Here is a 22,526-nt window from a genome sequence, read left to right on the forward strand (position 1 = left end):
GTGGCGGGGCTGCTCGTGCTGCAGCTGGCCATGATGGCGCGCTTTCTCGGCGATCCCCGGCGCCGCGCCCTGTGGTACAGCGGCCTCGGGGTGACGCTCTATGTGAGTGGCATGCTGGTCAGCGCCTTCGCAGTGGGGAGATGACAAGGTGAACCGTGACGTCCGCCGGCAGGTGATGCTTGCCGTCATCGGCCTTCTGATCCTGCTGGCGTCGCCCGCCGCCTTCGCGCAGACGGCGCACTTGCCGTCCTGGAACGACGGGCCGGCGCGGCGCGCCATCATCGCCTTCGTGTCGGCCGTGACATCGCCCAGCAATCCGGACTTCGTTCCCGAGGCGGAGCGCATCGCCACTTTCGACATGGATGGCACGCTGTGGGTGGAGCAGCCGATGTACCCGGAGGTGGTCTTCGCCTTCGATCACCTCAGTGCACGCGCCAGCGCCGGCGGGAAGGGCTTGCCGGAGCAGGTGCATGGCGTGCTGGCGCGCGGCCGCGCCGCACTGGACAGCCTCAGCGCGGAGGACATGGGCGCCATGGTCGATGCCGCAATGTCGGGCATGAGCGTTGAGGCGTTCGATGCCGCCTATCGGCAATGGATCCGCGAGTCACGCCAGCCGCGCTGGAAGCTGCCCTACACCGCGCTCGCCTACAAGCCGATGCTGGAGCTGCTGGCCTATTTGCGCAGCCATGGTTTCAAGACCTACATCGTCACCGGCAGCGGCCAGGATTTTGTGCGCAGCTTCGCAGAGGAGATCTACGGCGTGCCGCCCGAGCAGGTGGTTGGAACCACGCACGACATGAGCTTCGGCACCGATCCAGACGGCCGGGCAGTGCTGAACGTCAACAGCGATGTCGCGCTGCTGACGGTGGGGGAGGGAAAGCCCGAAGCCATCCAGCTGCGCATCGGGCGGCGGCCGATCGCGGCCTTCGGCAATTCCGGCGGGGATGCCGAGATGCTCGACTATGTGTCCGGACGCAGGGGCCGCAGCCTTGCCATGCTGGTGCTGCATGATGACGCTGAGCGCGAATATGCCTATGGCCCCGCACAGGGCCTTCCAGACAGCCACGTGGGCAGGTTCGGCCAGGCCCTCCATGACCGGGCCCTGCGGGATGGCTGGCAGATCATCAGCATAAGGAAGGATTGGCGCGAGGTTCTTGAGGGTTCCGCGCCGTGAGAGGGCCATGCACGTCACCGGCCTCGCCCCCGGCAGAGGCGTGCCCTATAAACAGTCTTGATTCGAAGACCACCAGGACAAACCGACCTTGAGCAACTTCAGATGCATCGCGATCACGCCCTACTACAAGGAGCACCGCAAAACCCTCGAGCGCTGCATCAACAGCGTCAAGGCCCAGAGCCTTGCCTGCGAGCAGCTGATGATCGCAGATGGCCATCCGCAGGACTGGCTTGACGAGGCGGGCGTCCGTCACCTGCGGCTCGACCGGAGCCATGGCGACTATGGCAACACGCCACGCGGCCTCGGCGCGATGCTTGCCCTGGCCGAGGAATATGACGCGCTGTTCTTCCTCGACGCCGACAACTGGCTGGAACACACTCACGTCGAGGAGTGCCTGCTTGCAGCCAGACAGGCCTTCACCGATGCAAGCCTGTGTGACTACGTGATTGCCAAGAGAGCGTTTCGCCGCCCCGATGAAACCGTCATGCCGCTGGGCGAGGATCCGGGCCATGTCGATACGAACTGCTTCTTCTTTCTGCGCGGTTCGTTCCACCTGCTGCCGCTGTGGATCACCATGCCGAAGGCCGTGGCGCTGTTCGGAGACAGGATCTTCCTGAAGCTGCTCGATTCCGTGAAGCTGCAAGGCGCAACGACGCGCTTCGCGACCGTCAACTACCTCTGCACCTGGCCGAGGCTCTATCTCTCAATCGGCGAGGCCGTCCCTGCGGGGATCGACCCCGACAAGGCGCTTGATCCACGGCCCATCCTCGCGACGATGAAGGCGTTGACCGACCGCGAGCGGGAAATTGCCAGGAGGCTTCTCGGTGGCATGCAGCTCGGGTTCTAGGCCGGTCCGGGCGAAGCCCGGGCATTCGGGGCGCGGGTGATGATGGACCTGCTGCTGGATTTTGAACAGAAGACCGTGCGGGGCAACGCGGTTCGCTTCGTCAAGCTTGAGCTCCCCAGCATGCCCGAGGTGGCCGCGTCGGAAGGATATTTCTTCGAGTTTGCCGGGCAGAGCCGGCTTCCCGAACCCAGGGTGCTGGACGGCTTCATGCTCTGCTTCCTGCTGTTTGCCATGCAATATGCACGGCGCTACATCGTCAGGGGTCCGCTCAGCGCGCGCTGCATGCGCAATTCGAGGATCCTGCAGGAAGCCTGGCACAACTGGCTGCCCGACACGTTCAGGATCGTCGAGATCATACCGGATACGATCATCCATGAACGCGAGTTTGCGGCACCGCAGACCAGCCGCGCGATTGCCGCCTTCTCGGGCGGTGTCGATGCGACCTTCCTCGCCCTGCGCCACGGCCGTCGCGAACTCGGGCCAAGCTCCTACAATCTCGATACCGTCGTCTCCGTGCATGGTTTCGACGTTCCCATCGGCGATCAGGCGGTGTTCTCGGGCATTCTGAGACGAACCGACCCCTTGTTGGCCGAACTGGGCCTGGAGCGCAGGGTGATCCGCACCAATGTGCGCAGTCCCGGGCTTCAGCACTGGGAGGCCGCCTTTGGGGCGCATATCGCCTGTGCACTGCACCAGTTCTCGCATGAATTCGATTATGGCCTTATTGGCAGCGGCTCGCCCTATGATTCGATGATCACTCCCTGGGGATCCACTCCCGCCACCGATTACCTGCTCTCCGGAGATGATCTGGAGATCGTGCATGAAGGGGCGGGCTATTCCCGCACGGAGAAGATCAGGCATCTGGCGACCTCACCGGCCGCCACATCCGGCCTCAACGTGTGCTGGGAGGGGCTGACCTCGAGCGGAAACTGCGGCAGTTGCGAGAAATGCATCCGCACGCGCTTGAACTTTCTGGCGGCGGGCATCGCTGAGCCCGATTGCTTCAAGGGCGCGCTCGATCTCAACGCAGTCAGGACCATGCGCTTGACTAGGCCCGCGCTGAAGGAACTGCACCGGATTTCCGAGTATGCGCGCAGGAATGGCGTCGAGGCTCCGTGGTTGGATGCCGTCATGGAAAAAATTCGCAGTGCAGACCCGCCCGGCTGAGCAGGGCTGGTCTTGCGGCCTCCGGCGCTGGGCATCACGCGCGCGTTGCTACCAGGATATCAGGCTGCAACTGCTGTAGTTGGTTTCGATCGAGGACCGGAAGAGATCGGCAGACTTGAAGTAGTTGCCCGGATAGAGATCACAGGGCAATCCAAGCAGGCAGCTTGCGATCGCGACGTGGAGACGATCCGTCCTGATCCTGCCATGGCCCGCCAAGGCCTGAAAGAAGCCGGCAGGATCGGTTTCGTCTGTTCCGTTGAGGCTGAGGTCGAGATTGTCCTCGGGAATGGAGGAGGCTGCGCTGCGCTCCCGGTCAATTCGGAAGAAGTTGCCGACCTCCTTGCCGTGTGCCGGACCGGACACGGCGAGATCGAGGAAGAACGCCATGTCGTGGCAGAACTGACTATGTGGAATGCTCTCGGCACTGCGGAACTGGTCGCGCCTGAAATAAGTGACCTGGCTGTGGTGCAGATCAAGTGCGGGCAGCTCAAAGGTCGTCGGCAGCACGATGACATGGTCGAAGAGAGCCCCGCAGATGGACAGGAACTGGCGGGAGTCTTCGTAGTTCCTGCACCATGCGCCGCCTCCGCCCGCGAGCAGGACCGCACCCGACAGCCGCATGCCAGTGCAGGCGAGGCTGTTCCGGATGTGGGCAAAGGCCAGGCGTGGCAGCTGCTGGCAGTCAATCTGGTGGTGGTGCAGGAATTGCAGGGTGCCATGATGGATCAGCGCATCACCCCAGTTGCCGATGTTGGGTGCATAGAAAAGCCGCCGGCCAAAGCTGTAGGCACGTATCGTGCTTGCAAGGTTTGCATATTCCGGAGCGTGGCGCAGATGTTTCAGAGCCATGCTCCAATCATGTCCTGTTGCGACGGGTCAGCGTGCTTGCTGCGGGTGTAGCCGTGGACGCGGCCGCCAGCAAGAGCCGGACCCGCAATCACGCCGCCGTCACCCCGGGATGAGCTATTGCAGCTGCGCCGTGCGCAACGCCGCGAGGTTGCGCGAGCCCGTGGCGAAACAGGCAATGCGCAGGGCGCGGGCCACTGCCCCGACATGGGCGATGACGGCCTCCGGCCCGTTCATCGCCGCAGGCAGGAGGGCGGCCGCCTGGCCGGTGAGGGTGGCGCCGAGCCTGATCGCCTTCGCGGCATCGAGGCCGTGGCGGATGCCGCCCGAGGCGATGAGCGGCATGAGCGGCAGCGCGGCGTGGACATCGCTCAGGCAGCGCGCCGTTGGAATGCCCCAGTCGCGGAAGATATCGCCAAGGTCTTCAGCTGCGGGGCTGGCAGAGCGGCGGCCCTCGACCGCGGCCCAGCTGGTGCCGCCGGCCCCCGCAACATCGATCGCTGCGACCCCGCAATCGGCCAGGCGGCGGGCCACGGCGGCCGAAATGCCACTGCCCACTTCCTTGACGATGACCGGTACCGGCAGCGCGCGGGTGAGCGCGCTGATGGCGGGCTCGACGCCGGTCCAGTTCCAGTCGCCGCCCTGCTGCAACGCCTCCTGCAGCGGGTTGAGGTGGAGGATGAGCGCGTCGGCGCCAAGTTCGTCGACGGCACGGCGCGCCTCGGCAAGCCCCATGCCGTGCACGAGCTGAACTGCGCCGAGATTGCCATAGATCGGGACGTCCGGCGCGAGGCGGCGGAGTTCGGGCCCCAGCCCGGACCGGTCGGCGGTGGTGAGCGAGATTCGCTGCGAGCCCACCGCCATGGCAAACCCCAGCTGCTGGGCTGCCTCGGCGATGGCGCGGTTGATGCGTTCGGCCACATCCGGCCCGCCGGTCATCGAGGAGGCGAGATAGGGAAGCCGCAGCTTGCGGCCAAGAAACGAGGTGGACAGGTCGATCGACCCGAGGTCCGCCTCCGGCAGGGCATTGTGCTGGAAGTGGACCGCATCGAAGCCGGCAGGCGCGGAATGGCGCGCGCTGCCAGACAGGACGATGTCGATATGCTCCCGCTTGCGCTGACCGATGTCGCTCATGCGGACCTCATACCGCAGAGCCCGTCATGCAGCGCCTACTCAGGGGTGGCCCTTGAGATAGGCGATGACGTTGGCGATCTCGTCCGGCTTCTTGAGGCCGGCAAACGCCATCTTGTTCTTCGGGATGAACCCCTTGGGATCGGCAAGATAGCCTGTCAGGCTCGCCTCGTCCCACACCAGGCCTTCGGCGCCCTTGGCAAGCATCGCCTCGGAGTATTTGTAGTCAGGCACGGCGCCTGCAGCGCGGCCCACGACGCCCTTCAGCGTCGGGCCCACCTTGTTCACGCCCTTTTCGACTTCATGGCAGGCCTTGCACTTGGCGAAGACCTTTTCACCGGCCGCCGCATCGCCCTCGGCATGGGCGGGCACTGCCAGCAGCGCAATCGCGGCGAGGGCGGTAAATCCGATCGTCCTGAACATTCGTCGTCTCCACTCGATATGACCCGAAGCGTTACGGTCAAGCAACGCCCCGGGATCACGTATTCGGCAATCGGCTCAGAGCGCTGAGCTCAGGGATGGGCCTTGAGATAGGCGATGACATTGGCGACGTCCTCGGGCTTCTTCAGCCCGGCGAAGGCCATCTTCGTCTTCGGTACATAGGCCTTCGGATCCGGCAGATAGGCTGCCAGATTCTCCTCGGTCCAGATGAGGCCTTCCGCACCCTTGGCAAGCATCGCCTCGGAGTACTTGTAGTCAGCGACTGAGGCTGCGGGGCGGCCAACGACACCCTTGAGCGTCGGACCAACCTTGTTCACGCCCTTCTCGACCTCGTGGCAGGCCTTGCACTTGGCAAACACCTTCTCGCCCGCCGCGGCATCGCCATCGGCATGCGCGGCACCGGCAAACATCATCAGCGCCGCAGCAGCGGCGAATGCAGTCATCTTGTACATGGGTTCCTCCGAGGGGGCAGTCTTAATCCTTCAGTCAGTCGGCTCCGGATGGGCCCGCCAATCTCCGCGCCAGCGACAATCTTAGAACCGCATCGGCAACATGCGCAAGGAGGGCTGCCACAAGATAGATTGCGACAATCCGCCATCCCGCTTCGCCTATCGCGCTGCGCAAGGCCAGGATGAGCGCTGCCCCGGCCAGCCCGTTGGCAATGAAGGAGAGCATCAGCGTGACTTGCCGCCGCCGCCAGAAATAGAGGCTGGCCAGCGCGATCTCGGCCGCAAGGGCCACCAGCACGGCCGAAACAAACATCCCGCTCTGGATGAAATCGGCCATGGACCCTCAGCCGAAAGGCCCGTTCATCCGAACGATCCGGTAATTCAGGAAAGCCGCCACCGACACCCAGGCGAGATATGGCAGCAACAGCCAGCCCGCCGTTGTCGAGACCGAGCCCAGAACGATGATCAGAGCCAGGATCGAGAGCCACAGCAGACCGACTTCGATCAGAGCCCAGTCTGGCCGTCGCATCTTGAAGAACACGCCGCTCCAGGCAATGTTGAGCACGCTGTTGACGAGCAGGGCCAACAGCACTGCGGCGCGCATGCCCGCCGTATCCGACTGTTCCCATGCCAGGGCGGCGGCAATGACCGCGAGGATGATGATGACCGTCCATACCGGTCCGAATGCCCAGTCCGGCGGCTTCCAGGCGGGCTTGCGCAGGCTGTGGTACCATGCGCCGGTCTCGGTCAGCAGGCCACCCGCGAGCGCCACGATGACGCCGGCCAGGGCGGCCCCGCCGAGCGCCCAGAGAAAGCTTCCCGACAGGTTCATGTCGGACGGGCGATGCCGAGGAGGTGGGCCATGTCCTTCACGAAGATGCGCAGATGCGCCATCGGGCTTTGACGCACCAGCTTCTTGTTGGTGTAGGACTCCCAGGTCAGGCGCTGGACATCCTTGTCTTCGCACATTTTCACGAAGCTCTCGCGGCGCTTGTCGTTGCGGTACCAGAAATACTGCATGATGCCGAGCACCCAGAACACGCGGCCGTGCTCCTTCATGAAGCGCTTGCGGGCGCCGGCCAGTTCCCGGGCATCGCCTGTCTTGAGGAAGGCAAGGGCCGCATCGGCAGCCAGCCGCCCGCCCAGCATGGCATAATAGATGCCTTCGCCCGAGGCGGGCGCCACTACACCTGCCGCGTCACCGGCGAGCACGACATCGCGGCCATTGTCCCAGCGCTTGAGCGGTTTCAGCGGGATGGGCGCACCTTCGCGCCGGATGGTTTCGCCATCAAGGCCCGCCTCGCGGCGCAGATCGGCGACCGATCCCTTGAGCGAGAAGCCCTTGTTGGCGCTGCCCGTACCCACGCTGGTGGTTTCGCCATGCGGGAAAACCCAGGCGTAGAAGTCCGGCGAGAGCGTGCCGCGGTAATAGACATCGCAGCGGTCAGGGCCGAAGCTGTCCTGCGGCGTCTTGGGCGAACGCACGATCTCGTGATAGGCAAACACATAGGGCATCTTCTCCGCGCCCCGCACCGTGTCGCGCGCCAGCTTCGAGATCGCCCCGTCCGCGGCAATCACGCAGCGCGCGCGGAGAGTGCCCGGGGCGCCGTCCTTGCCGCGATAGTGGAGGGTGGCCGTGCCATAGCCATCACGCGAGAAGCTTTCATAGGTGCCGCTGATGCGATGGGCGCCGGCTTCAGCGGCGCGATGCCTGAGCCATTCGTCGAAATGTTCGCGGTCGACCATGCCGACATAGGAATTGGGGATCGGCATGTCGACCTTGCGGCCTGTCGGCGAGAGAATGCGCGCCGAGAATACGCGCGCCACCAGCTGCTCGGCCGGAATATCAAAGTCACGCACGCAGCGTGGCGGAATGGCCCCGCCGCAGGGTTTGATGCGGCCCGCGCGGTCGAGCAGCACCACGTTCATGCCCGCCCGCGCCGCATCATGGGCGGCCGTTGCCCCGGCCGGCCCGCCGCCAACCACCACGAGATCATGAATGACGTCCGAAGCCATATGCTCAGCTCCCGCTTGCCTGTTGTCGTGCGGCCATGACCAACGGGTTGGCCGCTTCCCCGTAATTCGCTTCACGCCCTGAAAGCCCCGCCGCCAGAACCGCAGCTGCAACGAACAGCACCGCCTCCAGCGCAAAGACCCCGCCATAGGCGAGGACCGGCGAGCCGGTCATCAGGCGCACGGCATCGGCGAGGACCGTGCCGGCAAAACCACCGATCCCGAATGCAATCGCCTGCGAGGCACCGAACAGGCCCATGCGCACGCCCTCGCGCGAGGTGCCGCTCTGCGCCATGCTGAACATCGAGCCGATCGCCGCGACGGCAAACACGCCGTTGCAGAAGCCCAGTGCAAATACGGAGTGTTGCAGGGGCCAGTCCGGTCCGGCACGTCCTGCCAGCACCAACCCGATGAGCGCGAGTGCCGATCCAAGACAGCCGAGCACCGTCCAGCCGCGCAGTGACAGAAGGCCCGGCCAGCGCGCCGACAGCGCGCCAACCAGCACCATGCCGAGAAGCACGCCGGAGTTCTGGACGCCGGACAGGGAGGTTGACTGGCCCGGCGTCAGCCCGAAGACGAGGCCGGCGAAGGGTTCGAGAATCAGGTCCTGGGCGCTGTAGGCCAGCATCGAGACGAAGATAAAAATCGCGAAGCGCCGCGCCGGCCTGTCGGCCCAGACGCTGGCCAGCGCGGTGCGGAAGGCAGGCGCGGCCGATGCGGCCGATGCCGCCGTCGCCCTCAGGCGATGGCCTGCGTGGCGCTCGACGCCAAGCACCGCAGCCAGCGTGATCACGAAGGCAGCCGTGCAGATGACGCCTGCCACGGTGACCAGCCGCTGTGGCGAGAAGGGATCGAGGAAGCGTCCGGCGATTGCCGCTGTCAGAATGAAACCGATGATCATCAGGATCCAGACGATGGTAGCGGCAGCTGCGCGCCGCTCGGCCGCGACAGATTGCGCCAGCAAAACCAGAAGGGATGTGCCGGCTGCGCCCACGCCGCCGCCGATCAGCGTGAAGGACACGATCGCCAGCGCCAGACCGGCCGAGAAGTGCGCGGCCATGACGCCAACCGAGAGCGCAGCGCCGAAACCGCCGAGGGCGAGTGCCGCCATGCCGGCGATGATCCACGGCGTGCGCCGGCCGCCGCTGTCCGAGCCATGGCCCCAGCGTGGCCGCAGGACCTGCAGGGCATAGTGCAGACTCACCAGCAGCCCCGGCACCATGGCGGGGAGCGCCAACTCGACGATCATCACCCGGTTGATGGTGGAGGTGGTGAGCACCACGATGCCGCCCAGCGCAGCCTGAACCAGCCCCAGCCGCACAATGCCAACCCAACTGAGTCCGGTGGATGCCACGGCCGTCACCTCGCGCTCCGGCGCGCGGACAGATCAGACGGCAAGGCCCCTATCGGCATGGTTCTGGCCATGACTGGACGGTAACCGTGACAACTCAACTTGTCAATCTGAGTTGACATCAGAAGTCGGGGCGGGAGGAGGCCAGCCAAAAAAACGCCCGGAGCAATCCGGGCGTGTGTCAGTTGAGGACCGTGGAGGCCCGGTGGCTGCTGCCCTCGGTCGCCGTGGCGTTAGGGAAGAAGATCACACCAGGATCGTGTTTCGGCGCCTGTCCCGCTGCGCCGACGGAACCCGCCGGCGCAAGGCACGCCTACGCTCGGCTACGCTACCAACCCATGGGACGGAACGGCTTCAACAGTGGCAGGCCGACGAGCGAAGACAGCGGCGCCGGGTTATTGATCAGGAAGGGCATGCCCCAGCGGCCTTCCGGCGCCTTGCCGTCGGTCAGCAACGGAAGGCCGATGGCCTCCGATGCGCCGCAGTCGTTCGACATGAGCGGGGAAAAGCCGATCACCTTGGACATGGGTGTGGCATCTGGCAACAGAACCGGAATCATCATGGCGCTGGACAGGGGGGTCGCCTCGTCCCAGATCGTCTCAGGTTCGGGTTCTGGCATTCCGGAGGCAATCGGGCCATGGCTCTCGAGGATGCTGGTGGCCAGCATGCCCGAGCCGAACGGGGCGTGGACGGTGACCAGAGACCCGCCGGCGGCAACGCCCTTGGCGTAGATGCGGGCATCGGCCAGCAGCACGCGGCCCTGGGCAATCTGGGCCGCGATCGCCGATGCGGGCGTGTCGCCCGAGGCGGGCGGCGTTACGACGAACACGTCGCCGAAGCCTTCCTCCTTCAATTCATCTGCAGCCTTTCGCGCCGTATCCGGCGAGGCATACATCCGGCTGATCTCGTGGCTCATGGCAATCTCCTCTCGAAAGTGTTTCCGTTCCCCTCATCGCGCCTGAGCCGCTTGGCCGCGCGACGCCGCGCCGGGGCTTCTGATGAGTTGAAACATGATTACGACGGCCCCCAGGAGCAGGATCATTTCCAGCCCGTAGACCGTCAGATAGGGTGTGACTGCGTTGTGGCTATCCCAGAGTGCGACGCCATCCCTGATGACTGCGCCCAGCGCCACGCCAATGCCTGCCGCCGTGGCCTGCACCGCCCCCCACGCCCCAAGCGCCAGGCCGCGCTGATCATGTGGCGCTTGGTTCATGGTTGCGGTCAGCGTGCCGTGGCCAAACAGGCCGCCGCCAAAGCCGATGAGCAGCGTGCCCAAGCCAAACAGCACGGGCGAGGCCAGCGGCGCTGCAGCGATGACCAGCAAGAAGGCCGGAACACCGGCGAGCGCGCCCAGAGCTGCCATGCGGAACGGTTCGAAGCCGCGGCTGAGCACGTAGGACGCCAGGCCGAAACCGAGAAGGCCACCGCCGGCCATGGCCGCGGTTAGAATGGTCGTCTTCGATACGGCAAGGCCCAGCACCTGCCCGCCATAGGGCTCGAGCATCACGTCCTGCATGCTGAAGGCCAGCGTTCCAAGCCCCACCGCCACGAGGCGGGTGCGGGCCTTGTCGCCGGCGATGAAGCAGGCCCATGACTCCTGAAAACCCGGATCGCCGCCCGCGCTGCCCGACAGGCGCGCACTGCCGCGCGCCTCCTGCTTCCAGACGGCAATGGCGTTGAGCACCAGCGTTGCGACCCCCGCACCCTGAATGACCTGGACGAGGCGGCCATGGGAGAAATCCGAGAGCAGGGCGCCGAAAATCAGTGCACTGACAACCGAGCCGAGGAGCAGCGCCACATACATGAGCCCGACCACATTGGGCTGCTTTTCAGGCGGCGTCAGATCGGTTGCGAGCGCGAGGCCAACTGTCTGGGTGATGTGCAGGCCCGCACCAGCCAGCAGAAAGGCGAGGGCCGCGGCGACCTGGCCGATCCAGGCCGGCACTTCGGCAGCATGGCCCTGGCGGGCAAGAACGAGGAGTGCGAAGGGCATGATGGCAAGGCCCGCGAACTGCACCATCGTGCCCTTGTAGATATACGGCACACGTTTCCAGCCAAGGGCTGAGCGATGGGTGTCGGACTTGTGGCCGATCAGCGCGCGAAACGGTGCAAAGACCAGCGGCATCGCCAGCATCACGGCCACCAGCGATGCCGGAACGCGAAGCTCGACGATCATAACCCGGTTGAGCGTGCCAACCAGCAGCACCAGCATCATGCCGGCGGCCACCTGGAACAGCGACAGGCGCAAGAGGCGGCTCAGGGGCACGTCATCGGTGGCGGCATCGGCGAATGGCAGATAGCGCGTGCCAAGGCCGATCCAGCTGCGCATCAGGGATTGGCTGAGGCGGTTCATGGCAGGATCAGTCCATCATGCGGTCTGTGTTGTGTCATGCTGTGAAACCACTGGCGCATGATCTGCGCAGGAGGCGGGCAGAACCGATGATCCCGCACGCCTCCCGCCATGTCGTCGCCACCCGGACCGCAGCGCCAACCCCGGGCCGCGAGGACGCGGGACCAGCGCTGCCGGTTCGGCATGGCCATCTACTTCACGACGATCGCCGTGCTGTCCTCGAGCGAGGCCAGTTTGGCGTCCGCTTCGGGCGCCACGGTCACGGTGATGACGTAGCCCTGATCGGTCTTCAGGACATTCGAGGCCACGGGAGCAACCGTGGTCTCGGCCGAAGCGGCTGCTGCCGCCCCGCTGCCCTCGAAGAATTTCCCCACCCAGGTGGAATGCGTCATGACCGACGCATGCACCACGAGAGACGTCACCGCGACGCCGCCGATGAACAGCGGCAGGCCAACGGTGGGGTTCACGACGCACCAGATTCTTCCTTGGTTCATGTCATGGACCTCCTAGTGCAGCCACGGCGAATAAATATACGCCAGCAGGTGGGCGAAAAGGGCGATCACGAAGAACACGCGCGAGCCGTCGATGACGTGCTTGTGCAGCTCTTCAGACTCCTTGATGGTGAGGCCGGTAGGCCACACCCTGTTTGGATCGTCTGACATCTAGCTTGTACCTCCAGACTTAGACTAGTTCCGTGCTGGACCCGCACGCAGGTTTCTCGTCATTTCATCAACAACAAGACTCGTTTTAGGTGCAGAGCACCTTCCTTCCCCTCACGGGTTGGGAACCGACAATTCCGGATACTCCTTCGCCATGCTGAAGCCGTAGAGCGGCTTGTTCACCCCCTGGTGGCAGGTGGCGCAGTTGATCTTGAGAACATCGCCCATTGGACCCTTGCGGTTGGCAGGGAACACATCGGTGAGCGAGTCCATGTAGGTTTGATTGACCTCACCGGCCATCTTGATGCCGTGCCAGGCCGTGACGCGCTGCGGCCGGCTCTGTTCCCAGCTGCTGAATATCCGCGAGTTGTGGCAGAAGGTGCAGTTGACGCCGAGCCCCGTGGACATGTGCATCATCAGCGCATAGGTCTTCTCGGTGCTCTGGATCGAGCCGCCGGTGCCTCCGGGCAGTGCAGTGGACGCAATGACACGGATGTTGGCGCCGGGCTTCAGCAGCGTGGTGAACGGATCATAGGGCAGGGAGGCGTAAGCCGGCACCTTCATGCCGCCCTGGTTCTGACCATCGCGGCTGGCCGCCATGCCGCTGGCCTGCTTGGGTCCGGGGTTGATCGACCAGACGTTGGCGGGCACGGGCTGCCCGCGGTGGCAGGTGTAGCAGGTCACGCCAGTGGCCTGCACGTGGCTCTTGTATTCGCTGTTGATGGCCTTGGTCATCTGCAGCATGCGCCGCGCCACGACCTTGGTGTAGATTTCATCTGAGGCCATGTTCTCGACGTTGTGGCAATAAGCGCAGCCGGCATTGTCGCCCTCCTGCGGGGCCACCCATGTGGTGATCGAGTTCATCAGGCGGTTGAACTGCGCGGTGTCGAGATCGCCCAGCACCTGGACGTTCTTGTAGTTTTCAGAATCGTTCTTGACGAGCACGCCGTCATTCTCGACGGGGTCGTCGGGAACTGGCGCCTTGTTCAGCGCCGCGAGTATTTCGGCACTGCGCGGGTTGGTGATCTGTTCCATGCCGACGCCGCGGTAGCCCAGTTGCTCGGAGTCCATCGGCGGGCGTTCCCACTGCAGCATCATCGGGATCATCAGCAGAACGATGACGACAGCGCCGAGCAGGGCGGCGGTGAGGGTGGAGGCGGAGAGTTTCATCTGATCATGCCTCCTATTATTGCGACACGCCTGTGGGATCGAGAACCGGCGCCGTCAGGTCGAGCGGGTAAACCGGCGCCACGCCGTGCTTGACCGCCCACAGGTACCAGTTGTCGACCACCGTGCCGGTGAGCAGGATGCCGATGCCGCCGACCAGCGGGCAGAGCACCGCAAACCACCAGGCCCAGCGGTGGATCGATTCCATCGTGGCGTTGAAGCCCATGGTCCAGCGCCAGAACAGGGCGGCGCGCTCGGAGGCCGTGCCGCGGTCGATGATCTGTTCGATTTCGCGCTCGCCGCCCAGCCGCGACACCGCGAGAATGGTTGCGCCGTGCATGGCGAACAGCAATGCCGAACCATAGAGGAAGGCGATCGAGAGCATGTGGAAGGGGTTGTAGAAGAGATTGCCGTAGCGGATCGAGAAAGCGGCAGTCCAGTCGAGATGCGGGAAGATGCCGAAGGGCACGGCTTCCGAGAAATTGCCGAGCAGCAGCGGCCTGATGAAACCCAGCACCAGATAGAGCCAGATTGCCGCGGCAAATGCCCAGGCGATGTGGGTGCCCATGCCAAGCGCGCGGGCGCGACGGTAGGTGCGCAGCCACCACAGCAGGATCGACGCGGTGAGGAAGAAGCCCGCCATCTGCCACCAGCCGCCTTCGCGCAGCGGCGCGAGGCCGAGGCCGTATTTGGCAGGCGGCGGCTCCAGACCCAGCCAGAACAGCTGGCGCACGAATTCGGTGGGGCTCCAGTTGACCGAGGCCAGCATGTTGAGACCGATGATCTCGATGGCGATGAAGCCGCAGAGCAGCGAGGCAATGCCAAGCCCGCCGAGGTAGATCGGCCCAACCTGGGCGTCACCGATCAACCCGAGGAGCCAGTTGGTGGTGGTGCCCGGTTCGCGCCGCCAGTTGCCTGGCTTCATCGGCACGCCCATGTCGGCGGGGCCATGCACCTGAACGCGGGTGAAGATGTTCTGGTATTCGTACATCATGTCAGGCTCCCGGGTTCTGAGGCCAGATCGGCAGGTCAAGCCACCAGTTCCACCACTCCGGCCAGCCGCGCGTCCAGAACGGGCCGCTGATCACGATGCACACCGCGCTGAAGAACACGGCTCCCAGCGCCAGGAACAGGCCGAGGCGATGAATGCCCAGCGTGCCGATCGAGTAGCCGATGTGGTCGCGGAAGAAACTGTTCTCGTGTTCGGCCGTCTTGACTGCTTCGCCCTTGGGCGGGTTGGTTGCCGACAGCACCAGGCCGCCATGCATGGCCAGCGCCAGCGTCGTCGTGAAGAACAGCGTGATGGCGATCATGTGCGCCGGATTGTAATGGAAGTGCAGGAACTGGTAGCCGACGTTCGAGACCCAATCGAGATGGCTGATGATGCCATAGGGGAAGGCATGTCCCCAGGCGCCGAGCAGCACCGGGCGCACGATCTCAAGCGTGACGTAGGCGAGGATTGCGAAGGAGAAGGCCACCGGCACATGCAGGCCGATGCCGAGTTTGCGGCAGATCTCGACCTCGCGCAGCGCCCAGCTGACAAAAGCGCCGGTGGCGCAGACGGTGATGATCTGCCAGAGGCCGCCCTGCTTGAGGGGCGCCAGCGCCAGGCCGTAGCTCAGGTCGGGCGGCGCGATGTTGATCTGCCAGAGGTTCCAGGTTGGCCCGATCGCAGCGCCATAGACGATGAGCGCGGTGCCGAGCAGAGAGAAAAATGCGGTGGTGACGCCAAAGAAGCCGACGTAGAAGGGGCCAACCCAGAAATCGAACAGGTCGCCGCCGATCAGCGTTCCGCCGCGGACGCGATACTTCTTTTCGAAACTCAGCATTGCCATCTCAGCCACTCCTCCAGCCTCTGCGGCCGGCCTTTCGGTTCGAAATCTGTTCGTGGACGGAACAGGCGGTACAGCCGGTTCCGTCCACAGGGGGGTGCGGGATGACCGGCCTCAGCCGATCATCTCGCTGACTGTGACATCCAGGCTTGCAGCCTTCTTCACGCCGCCTTCCAGCCAGTTGAACCGGTCGGTGGAGAGCAGGATGAAGTGGATGACGAGAGCAAGCACGAACAGGAAGGTGGCCATCGCCACCAGGGTCCTGCGGGGATCGAAGAGAAGCCACATGCGCCACATGATCAATCCTCCTTATGTGAACATCGACGTGAGCTGGTTCAGAACCGGCGTCAGGTCGGTGCTCTCATAGCCATTGGGTCCGGGAATCCACGGGCGCCATTGCCAGGCAAGGAAGTGGGCGACGACTGCCACCAACGTGAAGGCAATGAAGCTCGTGACGAAGATCCCATGGAACTCCTTGGCTTCGGCTTCGGTCAGGCCGGAAATGCCTGACCCTTTGTTATCGGCCATTTGACTGACCTCCGTCTGAGGCCCGGTGAGGGGCCTGTTACCGCTGAAGTCCCGCGCGGACCGGGTGCTCCGGGCTGGTGGAAAGCCCTCGGCGCTTCACCCGTGCCCTGAAGGGCACGCGTGAAAGTCTGCCCTGTCGCCTCACATGAAGGCGAAGGGGATCGAATTGTGCGTTGCCGCCTTGGCTGCTGCGAAGATCGACTTCCCCTCGTCGTGGCCGGCCATGCGCGGCCTGGCGGCACGCGGGATCAGCCGCGAGAGTGCGATCGCCACGAAGAAGATGGCGAAGGCAAGCCACATCAACAGGCTGAATTCGAACTTGCCCTCGTCGTGGCGCGAGGCATTGATCATTGACATGCTATTGTCCTCCCGATGTCAGTGACGTGTTGATGATGATGGAGCATGTGCATCACACAAGCTCCGCGATGGCTGAGCGAACGTCGGCTTCGGCAACCGTTTCGGATTGCGCCCTGCGGGCGCGGGCCTCGGCCCCGTCGCGCAGCCGCTTGGCGGCAGAAATCCGAACCAGGATGGGCTGGCGTTCAACCAGTTCGTCGAGGGCGGCCTTGGCGGCATCGTCCCAGATCAGCTCATGCTCGCGCCTGGCAGGCGTTGCTTCCACCTTGTCCATGTCGGTAGCGAGCGGCAGAATGTTGAACAACGCGTCAAACAGCGCGTTGCACACTTCCTGGATGAGATAGGTTGCCCCCGCATAGCCCATGAAGGGCGTGCCGGTATGGCGGCGGATGATGGCGCCGGGGAAGGAGGCTGGAATATAGATGCCGCGTCCGCCAGCTTCGGCGAGATACATGCGCTCATTGTAGCTGCCGAACAGGATGAGCGGGGTCTTCTCGCGCACCAGCTGGCGCACCGCAGCATTGTCAGTCTTGTCGCCGGGCTTGCGGGCGACGGCAAAATGGCAGGGAAGGCCCATCTCCTCGCCCAGGAAGTGCTCGAGGCCGCGGGCATAGGTTTCGCTTGCCACCACGCCGAAGCTGGCAGTGGCGAAGAAGTCCTGGGTCACCGAGCGCCACAGGTCCCACAGCGGCTTGATGGTGGTGTGCTTTTCCCTGGCGATGAAGGGTTCAGGATCAAGGCCCAGAATTTCACCCAGCGCGCGCAGGAACTTGGTGGTGGAGTGCAGGCCGATGGGCGCCTGCAGATAGGGACGATCGAGATTTTCGCACAGCTTGCGTCCGAACTCGCGATACATGCAGATATTGGCTTCGGCATTGGCGAGCTTCGGCACGTCGGCCAGATGCGAGCCCAGCGGGAAGCACATGTTGACTTCGGCGCCGATGCCCTCGACGAGGCGGCGGATTTCCGCCAGATCCGACCAGCTGTTGAAGGTGCCGTAGATCGTTCCGATTATGTTGACGCGCGGCTTCTCGCCTGCAGCGCGCGGCTTCAGGGTCGGAACCTGCTTCTTCTTGATGCCGAATTCCGTCCACAGCCAGTTCAGGGCGCGGTCCGCACTCTGCCACTGATCCTCGTCGATGGTGCGTGGCAGGAAGCGCTGGATGCCGGTGCCCTGCGGGGTCACGCCGCCGCCGATCATCTCGGCGATCGAACCGGTAACCACGACGCTCGGCATGGTGGGATCGAGCGTCTTGTGGGCGCGGCGCATGGCGCCTTCGGTGCCGTGCTGGCCGAGCTCCTCCTCGGAAAGTCCGGTCACCACGATGGGCAGCTCATGCGGCGGCAGCGCATCGGTGTAATGGAGCACCGACGTCACAGGAAGATTTTCACAACCCACCGGTCCGTCGATGATCACCTGCAATCCCTTGATCGCGGTGAACACATAGACGGAGCCCCAATAGCCCCCGGCGCGGTCGTGATCTAGCACCAGCATGAGGGTGCCTCCGCGCCTGGCTTGAAGGTGTGCGTCACCGCGCCCATCATGTTCCAACGGCCTCCTCGGCCTTGGCCTTTGCGGCCAGCATGCCGGCGTATTTCTTGCGGAACTCGGGCCGGTCCACCGGGGTTTCTTCCCAGACTCCCGCCGCATGGCCTTCGCCCACGCCTGCGAAGAAGTCCTTCATCACGTCGAAGCGCTGCTTGTTGGACATTGCCGCGTTGATCACCTGGGCGAGCGAGCCGGCCCCCGCCGGGCCCATCAGCGGCCGCGCCGAGATCAGATTGGTGAAATAGAGCGAGGGAATGGACATCTGCTTGGCCTTCTGCACCACCGGCGTGGTGCCGATGGCGAGGTCGGGCCGGTGATCGAGCACCGCCGCGATGTCGTTCTCGAGCGAGGCGCGGAACTGCACGGTGACGCCACGCGCTTCCAGCCAGGCGCGGTCGGCGTCGGACCAGCGGGTGCGCGGGCAGGCGCTGCCCACATAGGGGACCTCGGCGCCGCTCTCGATCAGCAGGCGCGCGACCAGAAGCTCCGAGCCTTCATAGCCCGACACGGTGATGCGGCCCCTGATCGGCTTCGCCGCCAGCGCCGCCTTGATGGCGGGAAGGATGGCGTTCTGCGCCGTGGCGATCTTGTCGGGGCTGATGTTGCAGGCCTGACCGATGGCGGCGAGCCAGTCCGCCGTTCCGTCATGGCCCACCGGCGCCGAGCCCACGACGCTGCGGCCAGCCGTTTCGAATTCACGGATCGATGCGGTATAGAAGGGATGGATGGCGGCCACCGCCGCGCAATCGAAGGCGGCGAACAGTTCGCGCCATTCGCGGGTGGGCACCACCGGCCCGGCAGCAAGCCCCATGGGCTCCAGCATGCGGCCGATGCCGACCGGATCGGCAGGGAACATCTCGCCCAGCAGCGTGACAACCGGAAGGGCGCTGCGCGCCGTGCGCGGCGCCGCCACCGGACCCTGCCGGATTTCAGAGGCCGCATATTTCAGCATCGCGCCGGCGAGCACATCCTTCGCCTCGGCATGGGTCGGCACGCCGAAGCCCGGCACGTCGATGCCGATGATTCGCACGCCGTTGATCTCCTTGGGCAGCAATTGCAGCGGTACGCCGGAGGCCGTGGGAACGCAGAGATTGGTGATGACGATGGCGTCATAGTCCTCGGGCCTGGCAAGCGCGAAGACCGCATCGCGGATGTCCTCGAACAGCTTGCCTGTCACGAGCGTCTCGGAATTGAAGGGAACATAGCCCACCGAGCGCCGCGCACCGTAGAAGTGCGAGGTGAAAGTCAGGCCATAGACACAGCAGGCGGAGCCCGAGAGGATCGTCGCGGTCCGCTTCATCCGCAGGCCAACGCGCAACGAGCCGAAGGCCGGGCACATGCTCTGCGGCTGGTCGTGCGGGCCAAGCGGATAGTCCTTCGCGTATTGCTCGAGCGCCTCGGACTTGCCCGCGGCCTGCGCGGCCTTTGCAAGTTCTTCCTTGCCCGCATGGCAGGACAGGCCGGAGACATCCGCCTTTGGCGGCTCCGTCACGGGCCCGGTTCTGTCGATGAGGGTGGTTGCCATCGTGCTACACCGTGTCGTAGATGACTTCGAGTGAAGGCTTGGCGGTGATGGTGCCGCCACACATGTCCTCGGCGGAGGCGGGCTGCAGCACCACATCGCGGCCCACCGTGTCACCCTTGAACAGGCCGAGAAGCCCATCCTGGTCGAGCGGCGAGGGGCGTTGCGGCGGCGCTTCCGCCACATTGACGGCGAGGCCTGCAAACAGAGGGCCCCATTCGCCATCGGGCTTGCCGATGATCTCGTAATTGGCGCTCTTGCGGCGGATGTCTTCATGGGCCGGGATCGAGGCCAGCACCGGAATGCCCACCGCCTCGGCGAAGGCTGCTGCCTCGCCCGTGCCGTCATCCTTGTTGATGACGATGCCTGCGACACCTACATTGCCGCCGAGCTTGCGGAAGTATTCCACCGCCGAGCAGACATTGTTGGCCACATAGAGCGACTGCAGGTCGTTCGAGCCGACGATGATCACCTTCTGGCACATGTCGCGCGCGATCGGCAGGCCGAAGCCGCCGCAGACCACGTCACCCAGGAAGTCGAGCAGCACATAGTCGAAGCCCCACTCGTGGAAGCCCAGCTTCTCCAGAAGCTCGAAGCCGTGGATGATGCCGCGCCCGCCGCAGCCGCGGCCAACTTCCGGGCCGCCGAGTTCCATGGCGAACACGCCGTCGCGCTTGAAGCACACGTCGCCGATCTTCACTTCTTCGCCGGCAAGCTTCTTCTTGGCGGATGTCTCGATGATGGTGGGGCAGGCCTTGCCGCCGAACAGCAGCGAAGTGGTGTCGCTCTTGGGGTCGCAGCCGATCAGCAGCACGCGCTTGCCCTGCTGGGCCATCATGTAGGAGAGGTTGGCAAGGGTGAAGCTCTTGCCGATGCCGCCCTTGCCGTAGATGGCGATGATCTGCGTTTCCTTCTTGACCGGGCCGGTGTGCACGGGATCAAGCGGCTGACTGGCCTCCTCGCGGAGCTTCGCGTCACGCACCAGGTTGAGATCGATGCTGTTCATGAGAGTGTGCTCCAGTCGAGGGCCATCTTGATGCAGGTCGGGTCGGTAAAGGCTTGAGCGTAAGCCGAGCGCGCGTGCCGGGCGGGTGCGTGATGGCTGACGAGCCCATCAAGGTTCAGGTGGCCGGCGGAGAGGAGCGCGTTGACGGCATCGATGTCGGCGCGGGTGAATTCCGCCGCGATCCGGATGCGCGCCTCACGCATGAAGGCCGGCGGGAAGGCGAAGGAGAGGGGCTGTTCGTAAAAGCCCGCGAGCGTGATTTCACCGCCCTTGGCGAGCCGGGGAATGATGGTGTCGAGAAGATCCGAAGCGCCGCTTGCATCACAGATCGTCTCGTAGTCGCGGCGCGAGTCGCCTGCAGGGTCGATAACGGAATAGCCAGCGGCGCCGTCGCGACGTGCAGTCTGGATTTCCCATACGGTGGGGGCCGGGCCGCCGAGCGCCAGGGTCATGCGGGCGATCAGCCTGCCCAGAATGCCGTGGCCGATCACCAACTGCGGCAACGCGGCCCGCGGGCCAGCCACTGCGTGATGGGCGGTGGCGGCGAGCGCGATGAGGGTTCCGGTTGAGTCCTGAAGGGCAGGGAGCGGCACGGCGCGCTGGGCCGGCAGCACGAGGCGCGCCGCAGCGCCGCCGAACAGGCCCTTCAGGCCCTTGTAGCAATTGGCGCCCGGGACGAAGACGAGGTCACCCTCGGAAAAACCGTGGCCGGCGCGGCTCACCCTGCCGATGGTCTCATAGCCGGGTACCAGAGGATATCCCATGCCGGGGAAGTGCGGCATGCGTCCGGCCCACAGCAGGCGTTCGGTGCCAGAGGAGATTCCCGTCCATGCGGCATCGACGACGATGTCGTCCGCCCCTGCGTCTTCGAGTTCCACCGTCCTGAGCGCCAGTTTGCCTGGCTTGTCCAGAACGACCGCGACCGTGTCCATCCTCGGTCTCTCTCCCATGAGGTCCGGCGCGTTTGCACGAAGGGCCGGAGACTCCTGATTGTCAGATTACTCTTACACTTTAAAGTGTCAAGAGCGCTGTACAGTCAGATGTGTATAGTCAGATGGCGGTGAACTGCAGCACCGAGGCGACCACCGGCCGCTTGGTTTTTGCCACGGTGTGCAGCGACAAATCGGCCGTTGCGGCCATTGCCGCAAGCTGCTGCGGCGTGCGGGTGCGGCCCTGGCCCATGGCGGCAAAATAAAGTTCGAAATAGGCGTCGGTGATGGGGGCGGTGGCGGCGCGGCCGGAGAGAGGCTCGGCCAGAATCAGCACTCCGCCGGCCGGGAGCATGCGGCGGATGGCGGCGAAGATCCTCAGCACGGCCTCGTCGTCGTGGTCATGCGCAATGCGAATGAGGGTGGCAACGTCCGGGCCCGCGGGCAGATCATCGGTGAGGAAAGACCCGCCATGAATTTGCACGCGATCACCAAGGTTTGTGCGCGCTAGCTCAGCAACCGCTGGAAGATCGAACAGGCTCAGGCGCAGGTCCGGGTGACGGGTTGCGGCGGCGGCGAGGAAGGTGCCGTTGCTGCCGCCGACATCGATCAGGTGGCGGTGACGGCCAAAGTCGTAGGCGGCAAGCACCTCGGCGGCCACCGCCTGCTGCGAGGCGGCCATCAGGGCGGTGTAGGCGGTGGCGTTGTGCTGGTCGCCGTAGCTCCAGAAGTCCTTGACCTTGCAATCTTTTTTAGCGCCCGACAGCAGTGCGACGGGGTCTGCGAGATCATCGTAGAGAAGATCGTGGTGGAGAATGAAACGGGCGATCCACGGATTGCCCGCGAGGGCAGCGCCATGCTGGCCGAGAGTGACCAGACCGCCGTCGGTGAGTTCGAGGATGTCCAGCGACACCGCAGCCTTGACCAGCCGGTCGCAGCGTGACGGGGGCCAGCCGAGTCGGGCCGCGAGATCGGCGGGGGAGAGCGGCCGCGCCTGCAGCATGTCGATCAGGCCCAGCTTCACCGTGGTGTAGAGGACCTGCGAATAGGCAAAGCCCGCCAGCAGGTCGAACAAGGCCCGCGACCGGCGTTGTGCAATGGGTCTAAATAGCGGAAAATCAACAGCAAACTTCTGAAACCGCGGGTCGGCGAGCAGGCTGTTGCGGAGCTGCCGCCACTGGTCGCGGGCGCGGCCCCAGAGGCTCATG

Annotated in this window: 26 protein-coding genes; 3 read left to right on the top strand and 23 right to left on the bottom strand. The window is 64.7% G+C overall.

The features are described 5' to 3' along the window. Positions 1-148: 148 nt before the first annotated feature. The 3 genes from ACILRN_RS01480 (at position 149) to ACILRN_RS01490 (ending at position 3,188) form a co-directional block, all read left to right on the top strand. Positions 149-1,174, top strand: a complete 1,026-nt coding sequence (locus ACILRN_RS01480; RefSeq protein WP_395684857.1) for an HAD family hydrolase — start codon at positions 149-151, stop codon at positions 1,172-1,174. Between the two features lie 88 nt (positions 1,175-1,262). Continuing rightward, positions 1,263-2,021, top strand: a complete 759-nt coding sequence (locus tag ACILRN_RS01485) for a glycosyltransferase (protein ID WP_395684859.1) — start codon at positions 1,263-1,265, stop codon at positions 2,019-2,021. 39 nt (positions 2,022-2,060) lie between these two features. Then, positions 2,061-3,188, top strand: coding sequence for a hypothetical protein (locus tag ACILRN_RS01490; RefSeq protein ID WP_395684860.1), 1,128 nt, complete (start codon positions 2,061-2,063; stop codon positions 3,186-3,188). 48 nt (positions 3,189-3,236) lie between these two features. On the opposite strand, the gene ACILRN_RS01495 is transcribed toward ACILRN_RS01490, so the two are convergent. The 23 genes from ACILRN_RS01495 to ACILRN_RS01605 form a co-directional block, all read right to left on the bottom strand. Further along, positions 3,237-4,037 (bottom strand): hypothetical protein, encoded by an 801-nt coding sequence (locus tag ACILRN_RS01495; protein ID WP_395684862.1) that lies wholly within the window; start codon positions 4,035-4,037, stop codon positions 3,237-3,239. Between the two features lie 114 nt (positions 4,038-4,151). After that, the gene (fni, locus tag ACILRN_RS01500; RefSeq protein ID WP_395684864.1) at positions 4,152-5,168 is read right to left on the bottom strand and encodes a type 2 isopentenyl-diphosphate Delta-isomerase; all 1,017 of its coding nucleotides are present in this window, start codon (positions 5,166-5,168) and stop codon (positions 4,152-4,154) included. A gap of 39 nt (positions 5,169-5,207) precedes the next feature. Further along, on the bottom strand, positions 5,208-5,588 hold the full coding sequence (locus tag ACILRN_RS01505) for a c-type cytochrome (protein ID WP_395684865.1): 381 nt from the start codon (positions 5,586-5,588) through the stop codon (positions 5,208-5,210). A gap of 89 nt (positions 5,589-5,677) precedes the next feature. Next, complete coding sequence (locus tag ACILRN_RS01510; protein ID WP_395684866.1) at positions 5,678-6,058, bottom strand: c-type cytochrome; 381 nt, start codon at positions 6,056-6,058, stop codon at positions 5,678-5,680. Positions 6,059-6,092: 34 nt separating this feature from the next. Continuing rightward, positions 6,093-6,392, bottom strand: a complete 300-nt coding sequence (locus ACILRN_RS01515) for a hypothetical protein (protein WP_395684868.1) — start codon at positions 6,390-6,392, stop codon at positions 6,093-6,095. A gap of 6 nt (positions 6,393-6,398) precedes the next feature. Beyond that, positions 6,399-6,887: a TspO/MBR family protein gene (locus ACILRN_RS01520; RefSeq protein ID WP_395684870.1), complete on the bottom strand. Its 489-nt coding sequence runs from the start codon at positions 6,885-6,887 to the stop codon at positions 6,399-6,401. Beyond that, complete coding sequence (locus ACILRN_RS01525; RefSeq protein WP_395684873.1) at positions 6,884-8,071, bottom strand: geranylgeranyl diphosphate reductase; 1,188 nt, start codon at positions 8,069-8,071, stop codon at positions 6,884-6,886. The genes ACILRN_RS01520 and ACILRN_RS01525 overlap by 4 nt, the downstream gene beginning before the upstream one ends. A gap of 4 nt (positions 8,072-8,075) precedes the next feature. After that, the gene (locus ACILRN_RS01530) at positions 8,076-9,422 is read right to left on the bottom strand and encodes a BCD family MFS transporter (RefSeq protein WP_395684875.1); all 1,347 of its coding nucleotides are present in this window, start codon (positions 9,420-9,422) and stop codon (positions 8,076-8,078) included. A gap of 325 nt (positions 9,423-9,747) precedes the next feature. Beyond that, positions 9,748-10,335, bottom strand: a complete 588-nt coding sequence (locus tag ACILRN_RS01535; protein ID WP_395684877.1) for a hypothetical protein — start codon at positions 10,333-10,335, stop codon at positions 9,748-9,750. Between the two features lie 33 nt (positions 10,336-10,368). Next, positions 10,369-11,772, bottom strand: a complete 1,404-nt coding sequence (locus tag ACILRN_RS01540) for an MFS transporter (RefSeq protein ID WP_395684879.1) — start codon at positions 11,770-11,772, stop codon at positions 10,369-10,371. Between the two features lie 188 nt (positions 11,773-11,960). After that, positions 11,961-12,263 (bottom strand): light-harvesting protein, encoded by a 303-nt coding sequence (locus ACILRN_RS01545; RefSeq protein WP_395684881.1) that lies wholly within the window; start codon positions 12,261-12,263, stop codon positions 11,961-11,963. Between the two features lie 12 nt (positions 12,264-12,275). After that, on the bottom strand, positions 12,276-12,431 hold the full coding sequence (gene pufB / locus ACILRN_RS01550) for a light-harvesting antenna LH1, beta subunit (RefSeq protein WP_395684883.1): 156 nt from the start codon (positions 12,429-12,431) through the stop codon (positions 12,276-12,278). Positions 12,432-12,542: 111 nt separating this feature from the next. Continuing rightward, on the bottom strand, positions 12,543-13,598 hold the full coding sequence (pufC, locus tag ACILRN_RS01555) for a photosynthetic reaction center cytochrome PufC (RefSeq protein ID WP_395684885.1): 1,056 nt from the start codon (positions 13,596-13,598) through the stop codon (positions 12,543-12,545). Between the two features lie 16 nt (positions 13,599-13,614). Beyond that, positions 13,615-14,586, bottom strand: coding sequence for a photosynthetic reaction center subunit M (gene pufM / locus ACILRN_RS01560; RefSeq protein ID WP_395684930.1), 972 nt, complete (start codon positions 14,584-14,586; stop codon positions 13,615-13,617). Positions 14,587-14,590: 4 nt separating this feature from the next. Beyond that, positions 14,591-15,430 carry a photosynthetic reaction center subunit L gene (gene pufL, locus ACILRN_RS01565; RefSeq protein WP_395684886.1) on the bottom strand — a complete coding sequence of 280 codons (840 nt, stop codon included), beginning with the start codon at positions 15,428-15,430 and terminating at the stop codon, positions 14,591-14,593. Between the two features lie 111 nt (positions 15,431-15,541). After that, positions 15,542-15,724 carry a light-harvesting antenna LH1, alpha subunit gene (pufA, locus tag ACILRN_RS01570; protein WP_395684888.1) on the bottom strand — a complete coding sequence of 61 codons (183 nt, stop codon included), beginning with the start codon at positions 15,722-15,724 and terminating at the stop codon, positions 15,542-15,544. A gap of 12 nt (positions 15,725-15,736) precedes the next feature. Next, positions 15,737-15,955: a light-harvesting antenna LH1, beta subunit gene (gene pufB, locus ACILRN_RS01575; RefSeq protein ID WP_395684890.1), complete on the bottom strand. Its 219-nt coding sequence runs from the start codon at positions 15,953-15,955 to the stop codon at positions 15,737-15,739. Between the two features lie 141 nt (positions 15,956-16,096). Next, a complete protein-coding gene (locus ACILRN_RS01580; protein WP_395684892.1) occupies positions 16,097-16,312 on the bottom strand; it encodes a hypothetical protein in 216 nt (71 codons plus the stop codon). A 52-nt stretch (positions 16,313-16,364) separates the two neighbouring features. Next, positions 16,365-17,807 (bottom strand): chlorophyllide a reductase subunit Z, encoded by a 1,443-nt coding sequence (bchZ, locus tag ACILRN_RS01585; RefSeq protein WP_395684894.1) that lies wholly within the window; start codon positions 17,805-17,807, stop codon positions 16,365-16,367. 46 nt (positions 17,808-17,853) lie between these two features. Further along, positions 17,854-19,386 carry a chlorophyllide a reductase subunit Y gene (bchY, locus tag ACILRN_RS01590; protein WP_395684896.1) on the bottom strand — a complete coding sequence of 511 codons (1,533 nt, stop codon included), beginning with the start codon at positions 19,384-19,386 and terminating at the stop codon, positions 17,854-17,856. A 4-nt stretch (positions 19,387-19,390) separates the two neighbouring features. Further along, positions 19,391-20,389 carry a chlorophyllide a reductase iron protein subunit X gene (locus tag ACILRN_RS01595; protein WP_395684898.1) on the bottom strand — a complete coding sequence of 333 codons (999 nt, stop codon included), beginning with the start codon at positions 20,387-20,389 and terminating at the stop codon, positions 19,391-19,393. Beyond that, positions 20,386-21,321: a chlorophyll synthesis pathway protein BchC gene (gene bchC, locus ACILRN_RS01600; protein ID WP_395684900.1), complete on the bottom strand. Its 936-nt coding sequence runs from the start codon at positions 21,319-21,321 to the stop codon at positions 20,386-20,388. The genes ACILRN_RS01595 and bchC overlap by 4 nt, the downstream gene beginning before the upstream one ends. Before the next feature lie 118 nt (positions 21,322-21,439). Further along, the gene (locus ACILRN_RS01605; protein ID WP_395684902.1) at positions 21,440-22,525 is read right to left on the bottom strand and encodes a methyltransferase; all 1,086 of its coding nucleotides are present in this window, start codon (positions 22,523-22,525) and stop codon (positions 21,440-21,442) included. Position 22,526 lies beyond the last annotated feature (1 nt).

The organism is Aestuariivirga sp. (assembly GCF_044238155.1).
Classification (GTDB): domain Bacteria; phylum Pseudomonadota; class Alphaproteobacteria; order Rhizobiales; family Aestuariivirgaceae; genus Aestuariivirga.

Bases quoted from the DNA above. Each gene is read 5' to 3' on its own strand.
- bchZ (WP_395684894.1), bottom strand. From the start codon at position 17,807: ATGCTGGTGCTAGATCACGACCGCGCCGGGGGCTATTGGGGCTCCGTC.
- ACILRN_RS01540 (WP_395684879.1), bottom strand. From the start codon at position 11,772: ATGAACCGCCTCAGCCAATCCCTGATGCGCAGCTGGATCGGCCTTGGC.
- ACILRN_RS01535 (WP_395684877.1), bottom strand. From the start codon at position 10,335: ATGAGCCACGAGATCAGCCGGATGTATGCCTCGCCGGATACGGCGCGA.
- pufM (WP_395684930.1), bottom strand. From the start codon at position 14,586: ATGTACGAATACCAGAACATCTTCACCCGCGTTCAGGTGCATGGCCCC.
- ACILRN_RS01490 (WP_395684860.1), top strand. From the start codon at position 2,061: ATGATGGACCTGCTGCTGGATTTTGAACAGAAGACCGTGCGGGGCAAC.
- ACILRN_RS01545 (WP_395684881.1), bottom strand. From the start codon at position 12,263: ATGAACCAAGGAAGAATCTGGTGCGTCGTGAACCCCACCGTTGGCCTG.
- pufB (WP_395684883.1), bottom strand. From the start codon at position 12,431: ATGTCAGACGATCCAAACAGGGTGTGGCCTACCGGCCTCACCATCAAG.
- ACILRN_RS01510 (WP_395684866.1), bottom strand. From the start codon at position 6,058: ATGTACAAGATGACTGCATTCGCCGCTGCTGCGGCGCTGATGATGTTT.
- ACILRN_RS01605 (WP_395684902.1), bottom strand. From the start codon at position 22,525: ATGAGCCTCTGGGGCCGCGCCCGCGACCAGTGGCGGCAGCTCCGCAAC.
- ACILRN_RS01515 (WP_395684868.1), bottom strand. From the start codon at position 6,392: ATGGCCGATTTCATCCAGAGCGGGATGTTTGTTTCGGCCGTGCTGGTG.
- bchC (WP_395684900.1), bottom strand. From the start codon at position 21,321: ATGGACACGGTCGCGGTCGTTCTGGACAAGCCAGGCAAACTGGCGCTC.
- ACILRN_RS01495 (WP_395684862.1), bottom strand. From the start codon at position 4,037: ATGGCTCTGAAACATCTGCGCCACGCTCCGGAATATGCAAACCTTGCA.
- ACILRN_RS01595 (WP_395684898.1), bottom strand. From the start codon at position 20,389: ATGAACAGCATCGATCTCAACCTGGTGCGTGACGCGAAGCTCCGCGAG.
- ACILRN_RS01525 (WP_395684873.1), bottom strand. From the start codon at position 8,071: ATGGCTTCGGACGTCATTCATGATCTCGTGGTGGTTGGCGGCGGGCCG.
- fni (WP_395684864.1), bottom strand. From the start codon at position 5,168: ATGAGCGACATCGGTCAGCGCAAGCGGGAGCATATCGACATCGTCCTG.
- pufC (WP_395684885.1), bottom strand. From the start codon at position 13,598: ATGAAACTCTCCGCCTCCACCCTCACCGCCGCCCTGCTCGGCGCTGTC.
- ACILRN_RS01520 (WP_395684870.1), bottom strand. From the start codon at position 6,887: ATGAACCTGTCGGGAAGCTTTCTCTGGGCGCTCGGCGGGGCCGCCCTG.
- pufA (WP_395684888.1), bottom strand. From the start codon at position 15,724: ATGTGGCGCATGTGGCTTCTCTTCGATCCCCGCAGGACCCTGGTGGCG.
- ACILRN_RS01505 (WP_395684865.1), bottom strand. From the start codon at position 5,588: ATGTTCAGGACGATCGGATTTACCGCCCTCGCCGCGATTGCGCTGCTG.
- bchY (WP_395684896.1), bottom strand. From the start codon at position 19,386: ATGGCAACCACCCTCATCGACAGAACCGGGCCCGTGACGGAGCCGCCA.
- pufL (WP_395684886.1), bottom strand. From the start codon at position 15,430: ATGGCAATGCTGAGTTTCGAAAAGAAGTATCGCGTCCGCGGCGGAACG.
- ACILRN_RS01580 (WP_395684892.1), bottom strand. From the start codon at position 16,312: ATGTCAATGATCAATGCCTCGCGCCACGACGAGGGCAAGTTCGAATTC.
- pufB (WP_395684890.1), bottom strand. From the start codon at position 15,955: ATGGCCGATAACAAAGGGTCAGGCATTTCCGGCCTGACCGAAGCCGAA.